Annotated in this window: 14 protein-coding genes and 3 rRNA genes; 14 read left to right on the top strand and 3 right to left on the bottom strand. The window is 42.4% G+C overall.

Annotated elements, in window-relative coordinates:
- Positions 1–7: 7 nt before the first annotated feature.
- The 6 genes from ACZ47Z_RS10255 (at position 8) to ACZ47Z_RS10230 (ending at position 7278) form a co-directional block, all read left to right on the top strand.
- A complete protein-coding gene (locus ACZ47Z_RS10255) occupies positions 8–1243 on the top strand; it encodes a transglutaminase domain-containing protein (protein ID WP_055148321.1) in 1236 nt (411 codons plus the stop codon).
- Positions 1244–1448: 205 nt separating this feature from the next.
- On the top strand, positions 1449–2519 hold the full coding sequence (locus tag ACZ47Z_RS10250; protein WP_054752398.1) for a carbamoyl phosphate synthase small subunit: 1071 nt from the start codon (positions 1449–1451) through the stop codon (positions 2517–2519).
- Positions 2519–5722 carry a carbamoyl-phosphate synthase large subunit gene (carB, locus tag ACZ47Z_RS10245; protein WP_464525553.1) on the top strand — a complete coding sequence of 1068 codons (3204 nt, stop codon included), beginning with the start codon at positions 2519–2521 and terminating at the stop codon, positions 5720–5722. The genes ACZ47Z_RS10250 and carB overlap by 1 nt, the downstream gene beginning before the upstream one ends.
- A 206-nt stretch (positions 5723–5928) precedes the next feature.
- On the top strand, positions 5929–6192 hold the full coding sequence (locus ACZ47Z_RS10240) for a type II toxin-antitoxin system Phd/YefM family antitoxin (RefSeq protein WP_054752368.1): 264 nt from the start codon (positions 5929–5931) through the stop codon (positions 6190–6192).
- Positions 6176–6352, top strand: a complete 177-nt coding sequence (locus ACZ47Z_RS10235) for a hypothetical protein (RefSeq protein WP_226901264.1) — start codon at positions 6176–6178, stop codon at positions 6350–6352. Before ACZ47Z_RS10240 ends, ACZ47Z_RS10235 begins: the two co-directional genes overlap by 17 nt.
- Positions 6353–6462: 110 nt before the next feature.
- The gene (locus ACZ47Z_RS10230) at positions 6463–7278 is read left to right on the top strand and encodes a PHP-associated domain-containing protein (RefSeq protein WP_015529667.1); all 816 of its coding nucleotides are present in this window, start codon (positions 6463–6465) and stop codon (positions 7276–7278) included.
- Between the two features lie 17 nt (positions 7279–7295).
- Here the strand turns inward: ACZ47Z_RS10230 and ACZ47Z_RS10225 are convergent, their stop codons facing one another.
- Positions 7296–8171, bottom strand: coding sequence for an AraC family transcriptional regulator (locus tag ACZ47Z_RS10225; protein WP_015529668.1), 876 nt, complete (start codon positions 8169–8171; stop codon positions 7296–7298).
- 212 nt (positions 8172–8383) lie between these two features.
- Here ACZ47Z_RS10225 and ACZ47Z_RS10220 point away from each other — a divergent pair, with 212 nt between their 5' ends.
- The 7 genes from ACZ47Z_RS10220 (at position 8384) to ACZ47Z_RS10190 (ending at position 18788) form a co-directional block, all read left to right on the top strand.
- On the top strand, positions 8384–10636 hold the full coding sequence (locus ACZ47Z_RS10220) for a glycogen/starch/alpha-glucan phosphorylase (RefSeq protein WP_464525552.1): 2253 nt from the start codon (positions 8384–8386) through the stop codon (positions 10634–10636).
- A 15-nt stretch (positions 10637–10651) separates the two neighbouring features.
- A complete protein-coding gene (gene malQ, locus ACZ47Z_RS10215; RefSeq protein WP_020436671.1) occupies positions 10652–12157 on the top strand; it encodes a 4-alpha-glucanotransferase in 1506 nt (501 codons plus the stop codon).
- 774 nt (positions 12158–12931) lie between these two features.
- Positions 12932–14462, top strand: a 16S ribosomal RNA gene (locus ACZ47Z_RS10210).
- Positions 14463–14528: 66 nt separating this feature from the next.
- Positions 14529–14646, top strand: a 5S ribosomal RNA gene (gene rrf, locus ACZ47Z_RS10205).
- Between the two features lie 330 nt (positions 14647–14976).
- Positions 14977–17866, top strand: a 23S ribosomal RNA gene (locus ACZ47Z_RS10200).
- The 16S, 23S and 5S rRNA genes sit together here, the layout of an rRNA operon.
- A 193-nt stretch (positions 17867–18059) precedes the next feature.
- Positions 18060–18401 carry a VOC family protein gene (locus ACZ47Z_RS10195; RefSeq protein ID WP_054753447.1) on the top strand — a complete coding sequence of 114 codons (342 nt, stop codon included), beginning with the start codon at positions 18060–18062 and terminating at the stop codon, positions 18399–18401.
- A gap of 24 nt (positions 18402–18425) precedes the next feature.
- Entirely contained in the window at positions 18426–18788 is a 363-nt protein-coding gene (locus tag ACZ47Z_RS10190) for a VOC family protein (RefSeq protein WP_464525551.1), read from the top strand.
- A 152-nt stretch (positions 18789–18940) separates the two neighbouring features.
- On the opposite strand, the gene pdxT is transcribed toward ACZ47Z_RS10190, so the two are convergent.
- A complete protein-coding gene (gene pdxT / locus ACZ47Z_RS10185; protein WP_054753451.1) occupies positions 18941–19519 on the bottom strand; it encodes a pyridoxal 5'-phosphate synthase glutaminase subunit PdxT in 579 nt (192 codons plus the stop codon).
- 1 nt (position 19520) lies between these two features.
- On the bottom strand, positions 19521–20402 hold the full coding sequence (pdxS, locus tag ACZ47Z_RS10180) for a pyridoxal 5'-phosphate synthase lyase subunit PdxS (RefSeq protein ID WP_020437164.1): 882 nt from the start codon (positions 20400–20402) through the stop codon (positions 19521–19523).
- A gap of 99 nt (positions 20403–20501) precedes the next feature.
- Between pdxS and pdxR the strand changes: the two genes are divergently transcribed.
- A complete protein-coding gene (gene pdxR / locus ACZ47Z_RS10175; RefSeq protein ID WP_464525550.1) occupies positions 20502–21938 on the top strand; it encodes a MocR-like pyridoxine biosynthesis transcription factor PdxR in 1437 nt (478 codons plus the stop codon).
- The last annotated feature ends 24 nt before the right edge of the window (positions 21939–21962 follow it).

The following is a 21962-nucleotide window of genomic DNA, read 5'->3' as shown; positions in this document are numbered from 1 at the left end:
GAAATTAATGGAAAGAGACAGAAGACGAAGGAAAAAACGACGAAGAAATAGAAAAACAACAAGAAAAGGATTCGTGTTTCTTGTGCTTCTTCTTGTGATCATCGGAGTGGCAGGTGTATTAAAGATGACAAAAGTAGTACCAGGATTATTCCGTGAGTCTGGAAATGTCCTTTTGTCTGATTCTGGTCAGAAAATAGAATTTCCGGAGTTAAATGTATCAGAAGAAGATGTTGCAGATGGTTTTTATTATCAGCAGCTGTCGGAGCAGGAAAAACAGGTTTATCGTGAGATCCTGCAGGGGGTTCGTTCCATGGAAGAGACCATTCTTCTTCATGCAGGCGAGAATGACGAGGCAGGAAAGATATACGAATATCTGATGTATGACCGGCCGGAATTGTTCTGGTGTGACGGCAGCTCAAAAATGACGGTATACAAAGACTACACAGAGTTTCATCCGTCTTATATCTGCACACCAGATCAGAGAGAATCCAGACGGGAGCAGATTGAAAATGCGGCACAAGAGGCACTTGCAGGTGCACAGGGATGTGAGACAGCGTATGAGAAGATCAAGTACATTTTCAAATATCTTGTAGATACTGTGGATTATGATCAAAACGCATTGGATAATCAGAATATTTATAGTTCTTTGGTTGGGAAAAAATCCGTCTGCGCAGGATATTCCAGGGCAGCGCAATATCTGTTGAAACAGATGGGAATAGAATGTATTTACGTTGTGGGAACAGTAAAAGAGCAGGGGGCACATGCATGGAATATAGTGAAATGTAATGATAAGTATTATCAGATGGATGTGACTTTCGGAGATCCGATCTTTCAGGAGAATGAGACGGGAGAAACGCTGCCTCATGATCTTGTGAATTATGAGTATCTATGTTGTACAGATGAAGAAATTTTTACAGATCATCAGCAGGATGATTTTGTGCCGTATCCGGTGTGCGATTCCAATGATCTGGAATATTATCGAATCAACGGTCTGTACTATGAAACATTTGATGAGAATGAAATCTATGAAAAAATGAAAGCAGGGATAGAACAGGAACAGGAAATGTTTGCTATCCGCTTTTCGGAAAATGCTGTTTATGAAGTTGCAAAAGAGAAAATTATAGATAATTTGATTCCACAGGCGGCGCAGTTTCTTGTTGACTTTAGACAATTGGAAGAAGTGAAATATACGTATGCCGTGGATGACAGAAAGCGGATCATAATGATCTTCTGGTATTCATAAAAATGCATAAAATACCATTTATAAGTAAAAAATACCAATATATATTAATAAAAGTACTAAGTTATTCATCAAAAATGATGTTGAAATGTCTCTCATGCTGTAGTATAATCTTTACAATTTGAGAAAGAGGGCGCTCTGGGATAAAGACTCCATGAGCGCCTTCCTTTTGAGAAAAAATATTTTTACGAAGGGAAAGGGTGAACAGATGAAAGCGTTTCTTATTTTGGAAGACGGTACTGTGTTTACAGGAACAAGCATTGGTTCGACGAGAGATATGATCAGTGAGATCGTGTTTAATACTTCAATGACAGGATATCTTGAGGTACTGACGGACCCTTCTTATGCGGGACAGGCAGTGGTTATGACATATCCGCTGATTGGTAATTATGGAATTACACCGGATATGGAGTCATTAAAGGCATGGCCAGATGGATATATTGTGAGGGAGTTATCCAGAATGCCAAGTAACTTCAGATGTGAAGGTACAATTCAGGATTTCCTCAAGAAATATGATATTCCGGGTATTGCGGGAGTTGATACTCGTGCTCTTACAAAGATTTTAAGAGAAAAAGGTACCATGAATGGTATGATCACAACAAACGAGAATTACGATCTTGATGAAGTAATCTCTAAGTTGAAGAATTATAAGGTAGAAGGTGTTGTCTCCAAAGTTACATGTGAGGAGAAATACGTTTTAGAAGGAACAGGTAAGAAGGTTGCACTTCTTGATCTCGGAGCTAAGAAAAACATCGCAAAATCTTTAAATGATCGCGGCTGCGAAGTGACCGTTTATCCGGCCGATACAACAGCGGATGAGATCATCGCATCTAATCCAGATGGCATTATGCTTTCCAATGGACCTGGAGATCCGGCAGAATGTACATCAATTATCAAAGAAATCAAAAAGCTTTATGAAACAGATATCCCAATATTTGCCATTTGCCTTGGACATCAGTTGATGGCACTTGCAACAGGTGGTACAACTTACAAATTAAAATATGGACATCGCGGAGGAAATCATCCGGTGAAAGATCTTCAGACAGGCAGAGTCTACATTTCTTCACAGAATCACGGCTATGTTGTTGATGAAGACAAGATTGATCCAAACGTTGCAGTTCCTGCATTTAAGAATGTAAATGACGGAACAAACGAAGGACTTGCATATGTTGGAAAGAACATTTTTACAGTTCAGTTCCATCCGGAAGCATGCCCGGGACCACAGGATTCAGGATACCTGTTCGATCGTTTTCTTGAGATGATGGGAGGAGAGAAATAATGCCAAGAGATAATAGTATCAAAAAAGTATTAGTTATCGGTTCTGGTCCGATCGTCATCGGACAGGCTGCGGAGTTCGATTATGCTGGAACTCAGGCCTGCCGTTCACTGAAAGAAGAAGGGATTGAGGTTGTACTTCTCAACTCAAACCCTGCAACAATCATGACAGATAAAGATATCGCAGATCGTGTTTATATCGAGCCACTGACAATTGAGGTTGTTGAGCAGCTGATCAAAAAGGAAAAACCAGACAGTGTACTTCCAACACTTGGAGGACAGGCTGGACTGAACCTTGCAATGGAACTCGAAGAGGCTGGATTCTTAAAAGAGAATAATGTACGCCTGATCGGAACAACATCTGAGACAATCAAGAAGGCAGAGGACCGTTTGGAATTCAAGGCAACAATGGAGAAGATCGGTGAGCCGGTTGCAGCTTCTCTTGTTGTAGAAAATGTAGAAGACGGACTTGCATTTGCAAATAAGATCGGCTACCCGGTTGTTCTTCGTCCTGCTTATACACTGGGAGGAAGCGGTGGTGGTATCGCACATGATTCTCAGCAGTTAGTAGAGATCCTTGAGAATGGTCTTCGTCTTTCCCGTGTTGGTCAGGTTCTTGTTGAACGTTGTATCGCAGGATGGAAAGAGATCGAGTACGAGGTAATGCGTGACGGAGCCGGAAACTGTATTACAGTATGTAATATGGAAAATATTGACCCGGTTGGAGTTCATACAGGAGACAGTATTGTAGTTGCACCATCTCAGACACTGGGCGATAAAGAATATCAGATGTTACGTACTTCCGCATTGAACATTATTAGTGAGTTGAATATCACAGGTGGATGTAACGTACAGTATGCATTACACCCAGAGACATTTGAATATTGTGTAATCGAGGTAAACCCTCGTGTAAGCCGTTCTTCTGCACTTGCTTCCAAAGCAACAGGATACCCGATTGCGAAGGTTGCAGCGAAGATCGCACTTGGATACAATCTGGATGAGATTAAGAATGCAATCACACAGAAGACCTATGCAAGTTTTGAGCCAATGCTTGACTATGTAGTAGTTAAGATCCCGAGACTTCCATTCGATAAATTCATCAGTGCAAAGAGAACGCTGACAACACAGATGAAAGCAACCGGAGAAGTTATGAGCATCTGTAATAACTTCGAGGGAGCTCTTATGAAAGCAATCCGTTCTCTGGAGCAGCATGTAGACAGTCTGATGTCTTATGACTTCACAGATCTGACAGATGATGAACTGATCGATCAGCTGAAGAAAGTAGATGACATGCGTATGTGGAGAATCGCAGAAGCATGCAGAAGAGGAATCTCTTACAATCTGATCCACGAGATTACAAAAGTTGATGAGTGGTTTATCGATAAATTTGCGATCATCACAGAGATGGAGACAGCTCTGAAGACACAGGAACTTACACCGGAGCTTCTTGCAGAAGCAAAACGTATCGAGTTCCCGGATAATGTGATCGCACAGCTGACAGGTAAGACAGAGCAGGAAATTCACGATATGCGTCATGCAAACGGTATCGTTGCAGCATATAAGATCGTAGATACTTGTGCAGCAGAGTTCGCCGCAGAGACACCATATTACTACTCTGTATATGGAAGCGAGAATGAGGTTGAACAGACAAAAGATAAGAAGAAAGTACTTGTTCTTGGATCCGGTCCGATCCGTATCGGTCAGGGTATCGAGTTCGACTTCTGTTCTGTACATTGTACATGGGCATTTGCAAAAGACGGATATGAGACAATCATTGTAAATAATAACCCGGAGACAGTAAGTACTGACTTTGACATTGCTGATAAGCTGTACTTCGAGCCACTGACAGCGGAAGATGTAGAGAGTATCGTTGATATTGAGAAACCGGATGGAGCAGTTGTACAGTTTGGTGGACAGACAGCAATCAAGCTGACAGAAGCACTTATGAAGATGGGAGTACCGATCCTTGGTACATCTGCAGAGAATGTAGACAAAGCCGAAGACCGTGAGCTCTTTGATGAGATTCTTGAAGAGTGCGAGATTCCACGTCCGACAGGTGGAACAGTATTCACAGCAGAAGAAGCGAAAGAAGTTGCCAACAGACTTGGATATCCTGTATTGGTTCGTCCTTCCTACGTTCTTGGTGGACAGGGAATGCAGATTGCAATCAACGACAATGATATTGATGAATTCATCGGAATCATTAACAGAATCGCACAGGATCACCCAATCCTTGTAGATAAATACCTTCAGGGAAAAGAGATTGAGGTCGATGCAGTATGCGACGGAACAGATATCCTGATCCCGGGTATCATGGAACATATCGAGCGTGCAGGAATCCACTCCGGAGACAGTATTTCCGTATATCCGGCACAGAGCCTGACAGAAGGAGCGAAAGCAAAGATTGCTGAGTATACAAGAAGACTTGCAAAATCACTCCATGTTATCGGTATGATCAATATCCAGTTTATCGTGTGCGGCGAAGATGATGTATATGTAATCGAAGTAAACCCACGTTCCAGCCGTACAGTACCATATATCAGTAAGGTGACAGGTATCCCGATTGTTCCTTTAGCAACACAGGTTATCACAGGAAAGAAGATCAAAGATCTTGGATACACACCGGGACTTCAGCCGGAAGCTGATTATGTAGCGGTTAAGATGCCGGTATTCTCATTTGAGAAGATCCGCGGAGCTGATATCAGCCTTGGACCTGAGATGAAGTCTACAGGAGAGTGTCTTGGAATTGCAAAGACATTTGATGAAGCACTTTACAAAGCATTTATCGGAGCAGGAATCAAGCTTCCGAAGCATAAAAACATGATCATGACAGTCCGCGATGAAGACCATGCAGATGCAGTAGAGATCGGAAGAAGATTTGAGAAGATTGGATACCATATCTTTGCTACAAGCGGAACAGCACGTGCGCTGAATGAGGCGGGAGTAAAGGCTACTCCGGTTCGTAAGATCGAGCAGGAATCACCGAACCTTCTTGACCTGATCCTCGGACATAAGATCGATCTTGTTATCGATATCCCGGCACAGGGTGCAGAGCATTCAAGAGATGGATTTGTAATCCGTAGAAATGCAATCGAGACAGGTGTGAATGTACTGACTGCAATTGACACAGCATATGCATTGATCACAAGTCTTGAGAATACAGATATTAAGAAACTGTCACTGATCGATATTGCGAAGGTGCAGTAAGATTTGTTGAACCAGGATTCTTTCAATTGGGATCTAAAATTTAATTGAATGGTCGCAATGCCAGTTCTACTATTACCACGGGTATCAGCCCGCTTTACCTCATCCCTTTGAAAGTATGTAACATAAGAGCAAGAACAGTTTACCGTATGTGGTGCCTGTTCTTGCTCTTATTAACATTCTGAACAAAGTGTATTCGGAAAACAAATATTATCAAGGCTTCAGCAACATTACGAAACGATTATTCTACTATTTCCAATCTTGCAAGGTCAACGGGTGAACCGATTTATATAACAAAAAATGACGAGGATGACGGAGTATTTATGAATATTGATGCCTTTGAGAAAAGGGAACAGGCATTGGAATTTCGTGCGAAAATCATGCAGGCAGAAGAAGAAAGGTTAAACGGAGCAAAGACAAGAAGTATCTCCGAAGCAAGAAAGGAATTGAGAGAACGTGCAGGAACAATATAAAGTTGAAATTCTTCCGATTGCATGGGAAGATTTGAAAAGTGTTGAGGATTATTATTTACTTCGATTCGGTGTGGAATCTGCAATGAAAGTGACGAATCAGATATTGAACAGTAACTCTTCAACTTCCGTAATTAAAGAGCTGCTTGTCACTCCTATATAAACGAGGTATAATGAATTTATCAATAAGCAGTCTTTTTAAAGAACGAAAATAAAGTTATTTCACATAGTACTTTTTATAAAATCAGGACTGCGGAAAAGGAGGACTCAAATATGAAGATAGACATGCACTGTCACGTGAAAGAGGGGTCCATAGACAGCAGGGTAGGGATTGAGGAATATATCACGATACTCAAGGAACACGGATTTCAGGGAATGGTGATCACGGATCACGACACATATAATGGCTACCGCTACTGGAAAAAGAATTTAAAAGGAAAGAAACATACCGATTTTGTGGTACTCAAAGGAATTGAATATGATACGAGAGATGCAGGGCATATTCTTGTAATTATGCCGGAGGGTGTAAAGATGCGTCTACTTGAGATGCGTGGAATGCCGCTTGCACTTCTGATCGATTTGGTTCACCGCAATGGTGGAGTTTTGGGACCGGCACATCCATGCGGAGAAAAGTACATGAGCTTCACTCATGCGAGAAGATACTATCTCTCACCTGAGATTGTTAAACGATTCGATTTTATTGAGACATTCAATTGTTGTGAACCGAAGGATTCTAATGCCGGTGCCTTAAAACTGGCAGAAAAATACGGTAAGGTGATGACCGGTGGAAGTGATTCCCACAAGACAGACTGTGTCGGACGGGCATATACAATCTTACCTGAACCGGTCAAAACGGAGACAGAGCTGATCTCTTTGATCCATAAGAAGACTGCATTCAAGACAGGTGGTGTCTATTATAATAAGACGACAAAAGAGAAGATCGGGAAGGTAAATAAGCTCCTTGTATATTCCTTCTGGGTATACAACAAGAGCGGCGAGCTGATGAAACGTCGTGGGCGGAATAAGAAAATGGAAGAAGAACATCCATTTGATCCGATTGATCCAATCGAACTGTATTATCACTCATAATTGTTTTTGGATAGTTACTATGCTTTCCTGTAAGCCCCAGGTGAAATACCATATTTTCTCTTGAAAATGCGGTTAAAGTAGGACAGATTGTCAAAACCACTGGCATCAGCAATCATCAGAATAGAGTCATCGGATGATTTGAGAAGTCTGGCAGCCATTGTAAGTCGGTAATCATTTAAGTATTCAGTGAATCCGATTCCCATGTGGGCTTTGAAGAACTTCATGAAATGGGATTTACTATAATAAGTAAGTTCAGCCATGTCATCAATCGTTAGTTTTTCTGTATAATGATTTTCTACGTATTTTAAAACAGTTTTCATTTTCTCCAAAGATTTGGAATTGGAGGAAGTGGAGACTGTTTTTTTCTGACGTTCAGAGATCAGAAGAAAGAAAAAGTTAAACAGAGAACTTTTCACAGCAAGCTGCCATCCAGGTGTCTGATCAGCACAGACAAGGTCAATCTGTCGGATACAATTGCTTAAGGCTTCAAAAGATCCGAGAGCCGGAGTGAGAAAATATTCAATGGGAAGAGAACCGTCAAGAAGCGGAACGATGTATTGAATCATGCACAGATCGTTTGCTCCGGAAGAAAGTAAATCTGGTTTGAAAATAATATTTTCATATTCCATTTTAAAAGTATCATCCTGTTCGATGGCATGGAGACATCTAGGGGGAATAATAATAATATCTCCACTGTGAACCAGACGCTTATCAAAGTCCACAGAAACAAAACCCTGCCCTCTTTTAATGACAACAAGTTCCAACTCATCGTGCCAGTGCAGTGGTACTCCAGGGAAATCGAGAGGGATCGAGCAGAGATAAGTATTATAAGGAAATTCTGCGGATGTATGCGCTTTTGTTTCATGGTAATTCTGATATTCGTTAATGTTCATGTAAAAATGAGATCCTTTCAATAAAATGTTATCTGACACACCTACTGGTCAAACTAGATTGAATTATAAGAATGATAGTATTGTACAATAAAGTGCAAGTATATTGCAAGATATTTGAAGATAATCGTATTAAAATACAATCATAAGTTGAAAACAAAGAAACAAAGTATGTAACATAAAAACAGAATCAGATTTGAAGGGAGATTATTCAAATGAACATTCAGGAAACATTACAGCAGAAACTTGGTAAAGAGATTGCACAGGCTTCCAATGAAGAAATCTACGGAGCACTTCTTAGTATGGTGCAGGAAATGGCAGGAGAAAAGGAACGTACAGATAGTAAGAAAAAACTTTACTATATTTCCGCAGAGTTCTTGATCGGAAAACTGCTTTCTAACAACATGATCAACCTTGGTATTTTTAATGAAGTAAAAGATGTACTTGCACAGAACGGTAAGAATATTGCAGAGATCGAAGAAGTAGAGCCAGAGCCGTCACTTGGTAATGGTGGACTTGGACGACTGGCAGCATGTTTCCTTGATTCAATCGCAACACTTGGACTTGCAGGAGACGGTGTCGGACTGAACTATCATCTTGGACTTTTTAAACAGGAGTTTAAAAATAACCTTCAGAGAGAAACTCCGAATCCATGGATTGAAGAAAAATCCTGGCTGAAAAAGACAGATGTTGTTTATCCGGTATCTTTCAAAGGACTTAATGTAAATGCGAGAATGTATGATATTGAAGTAACAGGATATAACAATAAGACAAATAAATTACATCTCTTTGATATTGACTCTGTAGATGAGACAATCGTAGAGGATGGAATTGCTTTTAATAAAGAAGACATCGAGAAGAACCTGACACTTTTCTTATATCCAGATGACAGTGATGAGAACGGAAGACTGCTTCGAATCTATCAGCAGTATTTCATGGTAAGTGCAGGAGCACAGCTGATTCTTGATGAATGTACAGCAAAGGGATGCAACCTTCATGATCTTGCTGATTATGCAGTGATCCAGATCAATGATACTCACCCGACAATGGTAATTCCGGAACTGATCCGTCTTCTTGTAGAGAGAGGATTAGACATGGATGAGGCGATCGAAGTTGTTTCTAAGACATGTGCATACACAAATCATACAATCCTTGCAGAGGCACTGGAAAAATGGCCTGTATATTACCTGAAGAAGGTAGTTCCGCAGCTGATGCCGATCATCGAAGTGTTGGATGATAAAGTAAGAAGAAAATATGAAGATGAAAGCGTTTCTATTATTGACAGAAATGATACAGTTCATATGGCACACATTGATATCCATTACGGATTCAGTGTAAACGGTGTTGCTTCTCTTCATACAGAGATTCTGAAAGAGACAGAACTGAATAATTTCTACAAGATTTATCCAGAGAAGTTTAACAATAAGACAAATGGTATTACATTCCGTCGCTGGTTACTACATTGTAATCCGGCTCTCACAGAGCTTCTTGATGAACTGATCGGAGAGGGATACAAGAAAGATGCAGCTGAACTTGAGAAACTTCTTGCATTTAAGGATGATGAGAAGGTTCTTGACAGATTAGTAGAGATTAAACATACAAATAAAGAAGCACTCTGCAAATATCTGGAAGAGACACAGGGAGTAAAAGTAAGCCCTGATACAATCTTTGATATTCAGATCAAACGTCTGCATGAGTACAAACGTCAGCAGCTGAATGCATTATATATCATTGATAAATATCTTGAGATCAAAGCAGGAAAGATTCCGGCTGCACCGGTGACAGCTATCTTTGGAGCAAAGGCAGCACCGGCTTATGTGATCGCAAAAGATATCATTCATTTGATTCTTTGTCTGCAGGAGATCATCAACAATGATCCAGAGGTAAGTCCATACCTGAAGGTTGTTATGGTTGAGAATTATAACGTAACAAAGGCTGAAAAATTAATTCCGGCTTGTGATATTTCTGAGCAGATTTCACTTGCATCTAAAGAAGCCAGTGGAACAGGTAATATGAAATTCATGCTGAACGGAGCTGTAACACTCGGAACAGAGGATGGAGCAAATGTTGAGATTCATGAACTCGTTGGAAACGATAACATTTTTGTATTCGGTGCATCCAGTGATGAAGTAATCGAGCATTATGCAAAGGCTGATTATGTCGCAAGAGATTTCTATGAGAAGAATCCTGCGATCAAGGCAGCAATTGACTTTATTACAAGCGAGGAAGTTCTGAAAGTTGGAGAGAAAGAGAATCTTGAGAGACTGCAGCATGAGATTATCAGTAAAGACTGGTTCATGACTCTTCTTGACTTCGACAGCTATAAAGAAAAGAAAGAAGAAGCATTGAGAGCTTATGCAGATCAGAAAACATGGGCTAAGAAAGCACTTGTAAATATTGCAAAAGCAGGGTATTTCTCATCTGACAGAACAATCGAAGAGTACAACAGAGATATCTGGCATCTGTAAGAGGAGGAGAAGAACGTGAAAAGAGCGAGCGGAGTATTATTACCGGTATTTTCATTGCCATCAAAATACGGAATTGGCTGTTTCTCAAAAGAGGCGTATAAATTTATTGATCAGTTAAAAGAGGCTGGACAGAGTTACTGGCAGATTCTGCCGCTTGGACCGACTGGATACGGGGATTCCCCGTACCAGTCTTTCTCCACATATGCTGGAAATCCATATTTTATTGATCTGAAGACACTGATCAAAGAAGGACTTCTGACAAAAAAAGAATGTAAAGTGTATGATTTTGGAGAGCAGGCAGGCAGTATTGATTACGAAAAAATCTACAATTCAAGATTTAAAGTGCTGAAAAAGGCATTTGAGCGTTTCGAAAAAGATGAAGCATATGATAACTTTATCAAAGAAAATGCGTATTGGCTGGATGATTATAGTCTTTACATGGCAATCAAGGACAGCAAAGGTGGAATTAGCTGGAATGAATGGGAAGAAGCCCTGAAAAACCGCGAGGAAGCAGCACTTGAGAATGCGAGAGAAGAACTTGCAGAAGAGATTGATTTTTACAAATTCCAGCAGTATGAATTCGATAAACAGTGGTCACAGCTTCACGCTTATGCAAATGAACAGGGAATTCAGATCGTTGGAGATATTCCGATTTATGTTGCATTTGACGGTGCAGATACATGGGCATCTCCGGAGTTATTCCAGTTTGATGAAGAGAATAATCCGGTGGCAGTAGCAGGATGTCCTCCGGATGATTTTTCTGCAACAGGACAGTTGTGGGGCAATCCGCTGTATAATTGGGAATATCATAAAAAGACAGAATACGACTGGTGGATTAAGAGAATCCGTCATTGTCTCAAATTATATGATGTAGTAAGAATTGATCATTTCCGTGGATTTGACGAATATTATTCCATTCCTTATGGAAATAAGACAGCAGTGGATGGAACATGGATGCCTGGCCCGGGAATGGATCTGTTCCGTACAATTGAAGAAAAACTTGGCAAATTGAATATTATTGCAGAAGACCTTGGATTCCTGACAGAAAGTGTACTTCAGATGCTATCCGACAGTGGATTCCCGGGAATGAAAGTAATACAGTTTGCATTTGATCCAAATGGAGGCTCTGCATATCTCCCGCATAATTATCCGGAAAACAGTGTTGTATATACGGGTACGCATGACAATGATACAACAAGAGGATGGTATCACAGTACAGATAAAGCGACGCGAGATTTTGCAAAAGAGTATATGAATGCACAACGCCTGGATGAAGATGATCTGGCGTGGGATTTCATCCGACTTGCAATGAGCAGTAAGGCGAACCTTTGCGTAACTCCGATGCAGGATTTACTGAACCTGGATGGAAAGGCGAGAATCAATGTACCGTCTACACTTGGCGGAAACTGGACCTGGAGAATGGAGAAGGGACAGTTTGATGAAGAGACGGTGAAGAGACTGAAACGTATGACATGGTTGTACGAACGTCTTCCGAGAGAAGTTGAAAAGAAAATAAAATAGTAAAAGAGAGAGACTGTGTTGAGCATGGTCTCTTTTGTTTTTTTGATTATTATTCAGACGTTTGCAAAACAGCTGTTTTGGCTATCGGATCTATTTGTTAGAGTTGGGGAACGCAGTTTACGCATCTGCAACAACCGAAAGAACTGACGTCCTTTCGGTTAAGGGCATTCGCCCTATGTTCCCCAACCCTATCAGCTTACTGCAAGCAAGCTTGCAATAGCTGTTAGTGTTTGGGAACGCAGACACTAATTTTCAGAATATTCTGAATTGCATGAAATATATAAAAAACATTGACAATTAAAAACAGCTGTGATAAGATAACCTTCGTCGCTGAGGAACAGCAAAGAAAACAACAGAGCAACGGAAGATAAAAGAAGACGCGGAGGCGGGACATTCTTGATCGGAAGGAAACTGGAAGATTTAAAAATCAATGAAATAATTGAAAAATAAATCAAAAAAGTTGTTGACAAAGAGTTCTGAAAGTGATATCCTAAATAAGCTGTCGCGTGAGACGGCAAAGGAAAGCTCGAAAAGAGCGGCAAAGAAAAATAAAAAAGTTCTTGACAAAGACAAAAGCTTTTGATAAAATATAAAAGCTGTCGCTTGAAAAGAACGACACAAACAAAGAACCTTGATAACTGAACAATAGACAACAACAACCCTTGAAAATTTCTTTAAGAGAAGATTTTTAAGAACGGTTTTTAAACAAACCAAAACAACAGTAAAAAGGAAAGAATTAGCTAGTTAGTTGGTTCTGAACTGGATACAAACACTTTTAACGAGAGTTTGATCCTGGCTCAGGATGAACGCTGGCGGCGTGCTTAACACATGCAAGTCGAACGAAGCACCTTGATTTGATTCTTCGGATGAAGATCTTGGTGACTGAGTGGCGGACGGGTGAGTAACGCGTGGGTAACCTGCCTCATACAGGGGGATAACAGTTAGAAATGACTGCTAATACCGCATAAGACCACAGCACCGCATGGTGCAGGGGTAAAAACTCCGGTGGTATGAGATGGACCCGCGTCTGATTAGGTAGTTGGTGGGGTAACGGCCTACCAAGCCGACGATCAGTAGCCGACCTGAGAGGGTGACCGGCCACATTGGGACTGAGACACGGCCCAAACTCCTACGGGAGGCAGCAGTGGGGAATATTGCACAATGGGGGAAACCCTGATGCAGCGACGCCGCGTGAGCGATGAAGTATTTCGGTATGTAAAGCTCTATCAGCAGGGAAGAAAATGACGGTACCTGACTAAGAAGCACCGGCTAAATACGTGCCAGCAGCCGCGGTAATACGTATGGTGCAAGCGTTATCCGGATTTACTGGGTGTAAAGGGAGCGTAGACGGAGTGGCAAGTCTGATGTGAAAACCCGGGGCTCAACCCCGGGACTGCATTGGAAACTGTCAATCTAGAGTACCGGAGAGGTAAGCGGAATTCCTAGTGTAGCGGTGAAATGCGTAGATATTAGGAGGAACACCAGTGGCGAAGGCGGCTTACTGGACGGTAACTGACGTTGAGGCTCGAAAGCGTGGGGAGCAAACAGGATTAGATACCCTGGTAGTCCACGCCGTAAACGATGACTACTAGGTGTCGGGCAGCAAAGCTGTTCGGTGCCGCAGCAAACGCAATAAGTAGTCCACCTGGGGAGTACGTTCGCAAGAATGAAACTCAAAGGAATTGACGGGGACCCGCACAAGCGGTGGAGCATGTGGTTTAATTCGAAGCAACGCGAAGAACCTTACCTGCTCTTGACATCTCCCTGACCGGCAAGTAATGTTGCCTTTCCTTCGGGACAGGGATGACAGGTGGTGCATGGTTGTCGTCAGCTCGTGTCGTGAGATGTTGGGTTAAGTCCCGCAACGAGCGCAACCCCTATCTTTAGTAGCCAGCGGTTTGGCCGGGCACTCTAGAGAGACTGCCAGGGATAACCTGGAGGAAGGTGGGGATGACGTCAAATCATCATGCCCCTTATGAGCAGGGCTACACACGTGCTACAATGGCGTAAACAAAGGGAGGCAGAACCGCGAGGTCGAGCAAATCCCAAAAATAACGTCTCAGTTCGGATTGTAGTCTGCAACTCGACTACATGAAGCTGGAATCGCTAGTAATCGCGAATCAGAATGTCGCGGTGAATACGTTCCCGGGTCTTGTACACACCGCCCGTCACACCATGGGAGTCAGTAACGCCCGAAGTCAGTGACCCAACCGTAAGGAGGGAGCTGCCGAAGGTGGGACCGATAACTGGGGTGAAGTCGTAACAAGGTAGCCGTATCGGAAGGTGCGGCTGGATCACCTCCTTTCTAAGGAAGAAAAAAGTAGAGAGTTTTTACTGTTGTCTATTGTTGGGTTATCAAGTAACCAAAACTTTTGGTGGCGATGCGCTTAGGGGTAACACCCGTTCCCATCCCGAACACGATGGTAAAGACCTAAGCGGCCGATGGTACTGCACTGGAGACGGTGTGGGAGAGTAGGTGGCCGCCAAATTAAAAAGAAAATAAACCGAGAGGTTCTGCGATAAAGCTGGTCTTCACCAGTGATCAGAGTTTAAAAGAAAGCTTTTAGTCTCTGATGACTGATGAAAAAGTCAGTCAGATGAAGAACTGAATAAGGACTTCATCTTATGTACCTTGAAAACTGCATATAGTAAAAATCAATAGATTTAGATAAATATCTAATCAAGACATCCGAGGTAATGTTAACAACATTAACTTACAGTCTGAAGAAAACAGACTTAAAATAAATTGACTATCACCAACGCATACAACGCTATGTATGTGTGGACATTATCCCATTCCCGTGGGATGAGGTCGAGTTGGTTATGCTGATAAGAGCGTATGGTGGATGCCTTGGCACTAAGAGCCGATGAAAGACGTGATAAGCTGCGAAAAGCTTCGGGGAGGAGCAAATATCCTTTGATCCGGAGATTTCTGAATGGGGAAACCTACTTGAGCAAACCTCAAGTATCCTTAAGCCAATACATAACTTAAGGAAGGGAACCCGGTGAACTGAAACATCTAAGTAGCCGGAGGAAGAGAAAACAACATGTGATTCTGTGAGTAGCGGCGAGCGAAAACGGAAGAGCCCAAACCAGCGTGCGTGCATGCTGGGGTTCGGACCGCGGAATTGATTCAACGAGTTTAGCAGAACGGTTTTGGGAAAGCCGGCCAGAGAGGGTGAAAGCCCCGTAAGCGAAAGACGAGTTGACATGGCGGGATCCAGAGTACCACGAGACACGTGGAACCTTGTGGGAAGATGCGGGGACCACCCCGTAAGGCTAAATACTACTTAGTGACCGATAGCGCATAGTACTGTGAAGGAAAGGTGAAAAGGACCCCGGGAGGGGAGTGAAAAAGAACCTGAAACCATATGTTTACAAGCTGTGGAAGAGCTTTATATGCTCAACCGCGTACTTTTTGTAGAACGGTCCGGCGAGTTACGCTGGCTGGCGAGGTTAAGGACTAAAGGTCCGGAGCCGAAGGGAAACCAAGTCTGAATAGGGCGCATAGTCAGTCGGAGTAGACCCGAAACCGGGTGATCTATCCATGTCCAGGTTGAAGTTGCCGTAAAAGGCAATGGAGGACCGAACCCACATCCGTTGAAAAGGGTGGGGATGAGGTGTGGATAGGGGAGAAATTCCAATCGAACCCGGAGATAGCTGGTTCTCCTCGAAATAGCTTTAGGGCTAGCCTCATACGAGTCTTGCGGAGGTAGAGCACTGAATTCCTAAGGGGGCGTCAAAGCTTACTAAGGGATATCAAACTCCGAATGCCGTGTAGATGATGTATGGGAGTCAGACGATCCGAGATAAGTTGGGTGGTCAAAAGGGAAAGAGCCCAGACCAACAGCTAAGGCCCCAAAATGTGTGTTAAGTGGAAAAGGATGTGGGATTTCGAAGACAACTAGGATGTTGGCTCAGAAGCAGCCATTCATTCAAAGAGTGCGTAATAGCTCACTAGTCGAGAGGTCCTGCGCCGAAAATGTCCGGGGCTAAAACACACTGCCGAAGCTTTGGAATTGAGAATTCAATTGGTAGAGGAGCATTCTTAAAGGGACGAAGCAGTACCGAAAGGAGCTGTGGACTTTTAAGAAGAGAGAATGCCGGAATGAGTAGCGAGAGGAAGGTGGGAATCCTTCCGGCCGAATATCTAAGGTTTCCAGAGTAAAGCTGATCTGCTCTGGGTAAGTCGGGGCCTAAGGCGAGGTCGAAAGACGTAGTCGATGGATAACAGGTTGAAATTCCTGTACTATCCTGTAACAGAACTGTGGGGACACAGGCAGAGAGCGTGAGCCGGGAATGGAAAGACCGGTACAAGCGAGGTAGGAGAAGAGTTGGCAAATCCGCTCTTTAATCTGAAGACGTGATGTGGACTGAAAATAAGTAGGGAAGCACGTGAGCTGACTGTCAAGAAAAGCCGCTATTGTTTGCAGGATACCCGTACCGTAAACCGACACAGGTGGATGAGGAGAGAATCCTAAGGCCGACGGGAGAAGCATTGTTAAGGAACTCGGCAAAATGACTCCGTAACTTCGGGAGAAGGAGTGCCAGTAAGATGGCCGCAGAGAATTGGCCCAAGCAACTGTTTAGCAAAAACACAGGTCTATGCAAAACCGAAAGGTGAGGTATATGGGCTGACGCCTGCCCGGTGCTGGAAGGTTAAGGGGAGAGGTTAGCGCAAGCGAAGCTTTGAACTTAAGCCCCAGTAAACGGCGGCCGTAACTATAACGGTCCTAAGGTAGCGAAATTCCTTGTCGGGTAAGTTCCGACCCGCACGAAAGGCGTAATGATTTGGGCACTGTCTCAACAATGCACCCGGTGAAATTGAAATACCAGTGAAGATGCTGGTTACCTGCGCCAGGACGGAAAGACCCCATGGAGCTTTACTCCAGCTTGATACTGGGATTCGGTATTGCATGTACAGGATAGGTGGGAGGCTAGGAAATGGTAACGCCAGTTGCCATGGAGCCAATGTTGGGATACCACCCTTGCAGTACTGGGTTTCTAACCAGCAGCCGTGATCCGGCTGGGGGACAATGTCAGGTGGGGAGTTTGACTGGGGCGGTCGCCTCCGAAAGGGTATCGGAGGCGCTCAAAGGTTCCCTCAGAATGGTTGGAAACCATTCGAAGAGTGCAAAGGCAGAAGGGAGCTTGACTGCGACACCGACGGGTGGAGCAGGTACGAAAGTAGGACTTAGTGATCCGGTGGTATAAAGTGGGATTGCCATCGCTCAACGGATAAAAGCTACCCTGGGGATAACAGGCTTATCACTCCCAAGAGTTCACATCGACGGAGTGGTTTGGCACCTCGATGTCGGCTCATCGCATCCTGGGGCTGAAGTAGGTCCCAAGGGTTGGGCTGTTCGCCCATTAAAGCGGTACGCGAGCTGGGTTCAGAACGTCGTGAGACAGTTCGGTCCCTATCCGGCGTGGGCGTAAGATATTTGAGAGGAGCTGTCCTTAGTACGAGAGGACCGGGATGGACTGGCCGCTGGTGTATCTGTTGTCTTACCAAAGGCATAGCAGAGTAGCCAAGCCGGGAAGGGATAAACGCTGAAGGCATCTAAGCGTGAAGCCCCCCTCAAGATGAGATATCTCATAACGTCAAGTTAGTAAGACCCCTTGAAGACGACGAGGTAGATAGGGCAGAGGTGGAAGTGTGGTAACACATGGAGCTGACTGTTACTAATAGGTCGAGGGCATAACCAAAGCAGTGATAGGTTTGGATGATGATGTTGGTTTTAACTGTATGTAGTTTTGAAGGTACATGATATATAGACAGGAATGAGAAGCAGTGCGAAAGCGCTGTTTTTTTTGTTAAACAATTTGAGTTTATAATGAAAAATGAAAAGAAATAACGTAATATAGAGGTAGTAGAATAAGAAAAAAGGAGTGTGTCAAAATGGCAAGAATCGATCACGCAGCAATCCGCACGAAATCATATGAAGAAGCACAACATTTTTTTGAAGATGTATTTGAGATGCATATGTGGAGAGAAATCGGTGAAAAACCGGGAAGAAAATGCTGGTACAAAGAAGGTATCCAGCTTTGCGAAGTAGAGGAGCTGGATGCAGCATCAGAAAATGGATATGATCATATTTCCATTGCAGTAGATTCAGAGGCAGAGATTATGGAGAAAATCAAAGCGTATCCGGTAAAAGCAATCAATGACCATTGGTTTTCGCTTCCAAACGGAACAAAGATTGAGCTAAAACCGCTGGCAGAGTGGAAAGTAGATGCATAAAACCTCACAAGGAGATTATGAAGTATGAGATTAAGAAATATTATGATTGTTGTAGAAGATATCGAGAAATCGAAGAAATTTTATTATGATTTATTTGGACTTGATGTAATACTTGATAATGAAGGAAATGTCATTCTGACAGAGGGACTTGTTCTTCAGGAGAAAACAATTTGGAAGAACTTTCTGGAAAGAGATATCATTTCAGAGAGCAATTCCTGTGAGTTATATTTTGAGGAGAAGAATATCGAAGCCTTTGTCGAAAAACTGGACAAACTTTATCCAGATATAAAATTTGTGAATCGTTTGATGACGCATAGCTGGGGACAGAAGATTGTTCGTTTTTATGATTTGGATGGAAATCTGATAGAGGTTGGAACACCAATGTAAAAAACCTGCTTAATAGTACTAGTAAAAAGAAAGAAATCGACAGGATGAAAATGATAAGCTCATTTAGAAAACATCCTGTCGGTTTCTTTTGTTTACGCGAGCAACGAGCCAAAGTCCGTACTTGCACGAGACCTTGGAGAATGCTGCGATAACTATCTGATCATCCCTAGAAATGCTTCATGAATCTGTGTGTCCTGATCTAATTCCGGATGAAATGCAAATGCCATCTGATTCTTATATTTCACTCCGACAATACGATCCTCTACAATACTGAGGATCTCAGGTGTATTTCCGGACGTGTCTGTATGAACAGATTCTACATAAGGTGCTCGGATGAAAGTCATAGGAATTTCACCGATTCCGGAAGCTTCTGCATTCGTATGGAAGCTTCCAAGCTGGCGACCATAGGCGTTTCGCTTGACTGTCATAGGAATGGTTTCAAAATAGGTTTCGTCTTGTTCAGCAATGTCAGAAGCCAGGAGAATCATTCCGGCACAAGTGGCCAGAACAGGCATTCCGGATTGAATCTTTTCTTTTAAAGGTTCGAACATGTTAAGATCGTGTAAGAGTTTTCCCTGAACGGTGCTTTCACCGCCGGGAAGGATAATCCCATCAAAATCTTTTTGCAGATCAGAAGCCTGTCGGAGTTCAATGGTATGAACTCCAAGCTTTTGAAGCATTTGTTCGTGTTCTATGAATGCTCCTTGAAGGGCAAGTACTGCGATTGTCATCTTATTTTCCTCTTTCTGCCATGAGAAGTTCAATTTCCTGTTCGTTGATGCCGACCATAGCTTCACCAAGGTCAGATGAAAGTTCAGCGATCAGTTTTGCATCTGTATAGTTTGTAACGGCCTGTACGATAGCAGCAGCACGTTTCGCCGGATTTCCGGATTTGAAGATACCGGAACCGACAAAGACTCCCTCTGCGCCTAACTGCATCATAAGAGCAGCATCAGCAGGAGTTGCAACACCGCCGGCAGCAAAGTTTACAACAGGAAGTTTTCCGTTTTCATGTACGTAAAGGACAAGATCATAAGGAACCTGCAACTGTTTGGCTGCCTCGAAAAGTTCATCTTCACGCATACTTACAAGTTTGGAAATTTCACTGTTCATTTTGCGCATATGGCGAACTGCCTGAACAATATCACCGGTTCCCGGTTCACCTTTTGTACGGATCATAGAAGCTCCTTCATTGATACGTCTGAGTGCTTCGCCAAGATCTTTTGCACCGCAGACAAATGGAACACCAAACTCTCTTTTGTTAATATGGTAGACATCATCTGCAGGTGAAAGGACTTCGCTTTCATCAATATAGTCGATTTCAATTGCCTGAAGTACCTGAGCTTCTGCAAAATGTCCGATTCTGCATTTGGCCATAACAGGGATTGAAACAGCTTCCTGGATTCCTTTGATCATCTTCGGGTCACTCATACGGGAAACTCCACCAGCAGCGCGGATGTCAGCCGGAATTCTTTCCAGCGCCATAACAGCACATGCACCGGCAGCTTCTGCAATCTTTGCCTGTTCCGGAGTTGTAACATCCATAATCACTCCACCTTTTAACATCTGTGCCAGATTTTTATTCAATTCATAACGTTCATTATTTGTACTCATTTTTAAATCTCCTTTTCTTTACTAATTCGATAGGTAATAGTATAATGACAAAGTGACTATATAAAAATACTCAGTTTTGATATATTCAAAAAGGTCAGAATGGAGAAAAAAGTAAATATGTTGACGTATAATTTTGAAAATATAGGGTCAGATACGCTTTATCAATATTTGTATAAATGTATCAAAAATGACATTATTCAAGGGAAAATTAAGAGTGGAGAAAAACTTCCATCAAAGCGTGCACTTGCAAAAAATCTGGCTATAAGTGTAATTACAGTAGAAAATGCTTATGGGCAGCTTGCAGCAGAGGGATATATTTATTCTGTTCCAAAGAGTGGATTTTATGTAGCAGACCTGCGGGATGACAGAATGAAAAGCGAGAGCGGTTTATCAGAAAATAGGATTTACAGCAATAAGTTAAACCTTACCGGTGGAAAGAATGCTTATATCGCAGATTTTACGAGTAATCAGACGGAACAGAGTGCATTTCCATTTTCTATTTGGACAAAGACGATGCGGGCAGTAATGAATGACTATCAGACTGAATTGATGCTTAATCCACCGTGTGGCGGAGTAATGGAATTAAGACAAAGCATTGCGGATTATCTGAAAGCATTCCGAAATATGACGGTGCGGCCGGAACAGATCATTATTGGTGCTGGAACAGAATATTTGTCCAGTCTTTTGATTCAGCTTTTGGGAAAAGAATTGAAATATTCAGTTGAAAATCCGGGATATCATAAAATCGCAAAAATTTATCGCAGTATGGGAGCTTGTTATGAGTATATAGAAATAGAAGAGGACGGACCGAAGGTAGAAGAACTGGAAGAAAAAGAAATCAATGTGATACATTGTTCTCCGTCACATCATTATCCAACGGGAATCGTAATGCCAATCAGTAAACGCTATGAACTGCTAGGCTGGGTGACAAAAACGAAAGATAGATATATTATAGAAGATGAATATGACAGTGAACTTAGATTGAACGGTAAGCCAATTCCATCGCTTCAGAGCATTGATGTATCGGGAAAAGTGATTTATATGAATACATTTTCCAAGACTTTGTGTTCAACAGTGCGAATCAGTTATATGGTGCTGCCGGATGAATTGGCAGAACGATTTTACAGAGAACTTTCTTTTTATTCCTGTACAGTATCAAATTTTGAACAATATACGTTAGCGCAGTTTATGAATTCAGGGGCATTTGAGAAACATATTAACCGGCTGCGTAATTATTATCAGCAGAAGAGAGACCGGATCCTGGAAGCATTTTTACAGGGAGTATTGAAAACTAAAATCAAGATTCTGGAAGAAGATGCAGGAGTACATTTTTTAATGAAAGTAGATACAAACCTGAGTGAAGAAGAATTTCTGGATAAAATGAAGAGCAAAGGAATTAAGCTGGCTGCATTGTCATCCTATTATCATTCAAGTGAGAAGAAGAAAAAGTATGAAAATATTTATGTTATGAATTATTCATTTGTTGATTGTGAAAAAATGGAATATGTTGCAAAGATGATAACACAAGTGGAATGACATGGAGAAAAGTATGGAGGGAGA

Source organism: Mediterraneibacter faecis, assembly GCF_055383675.1.
Note: the sequence above shows the minus strand (reverse complement) of the source record. Positions and strands in the feature narration are given on the sequence as shown.

What these genes read in the sequence shown, in the direction of transcription:
- ACZ47Z_RS10255 (WP_055148321.1), top strand. Translation starts at nt 8, where the DNA reads ATGGAAAGAGACAGAAGACGAAGGAAAAAACGACGAAGAAATAGAAAA.
- ACZ47Z_RS10250 (WP_054752398.1), top strand. Translation starts at nt 1,449, where the DNA reads ATGAAAGCGTTTCTTATTTTGGAAGACGGTACTGTGTTTACAGGAACA.
- carB (WP_464525553.1), top strand. Translation starts at nt 2,519, where the DNA reads ATGCCAAGAGATAATAGTATCAAAAAAGTATTAGTTATCGGTTCTGGT.
- ACZ47Z_RS10230 (WP_015529667.1), top strand. Translation starts at nt 6,463, where the DNA reads ATGAAGATAGACATGCACTGTCACGTGAAAGAGGGGTCCATAGACAGC.
- ACZ47Z_RS10225 (WP_015529668.1), bottom strand. Translation starts at nt 8,171, where the DNA reads ATGAACATTAACGAATATCAGAATTACCATGAAACAAAAGCGCATACA.
- ACZ47Z_RS10220 (WP_464525552.1), top strand. Translation starts at nt 8,384, where the DNA reads ATGAACATTCAGGAAACATTACAGCAGAAACTTGGTAAAGAGATTGCA.
- ACZ47Z_RS10195 (WP_054753447.1), top strand. Translation starts at nt 18,060, where the DNA reads ATGGCAAGAATCGATCACGCAGCAATCCGCACGAAATCATATGAAGAA.
- ACZ47Z_RS10190 (WP_464525551.1), top strand. Translation starts at nt 18,426, where the DNA reads ATGAGATTAAGAAATATTATGATTGTTGTAGAAGATATCGAGAAATCG.
- pdxT (WP_054753451.1), bottom strand. Translation starts at nt 19,519, where the DNA reads ATGACAATCGCAGTACTTGCCCTTCAAGGAGCATTCATAGAACACGAA.
- pdxS (WP_020437164.1), bottom strand. Translation starts at nt 20,402, where the DNA reads ATGAGTACAAATAATGAACGTTATGAATTGAATAAAAATCTGGCACAG.
- pdxR (WP_464525550.1), top strand. Translation starts at nt 20,502, where the DNA reads ATGGAGAAAAAAGTAAATATGTTGACGTATAATTTTGAAAATATAGGG.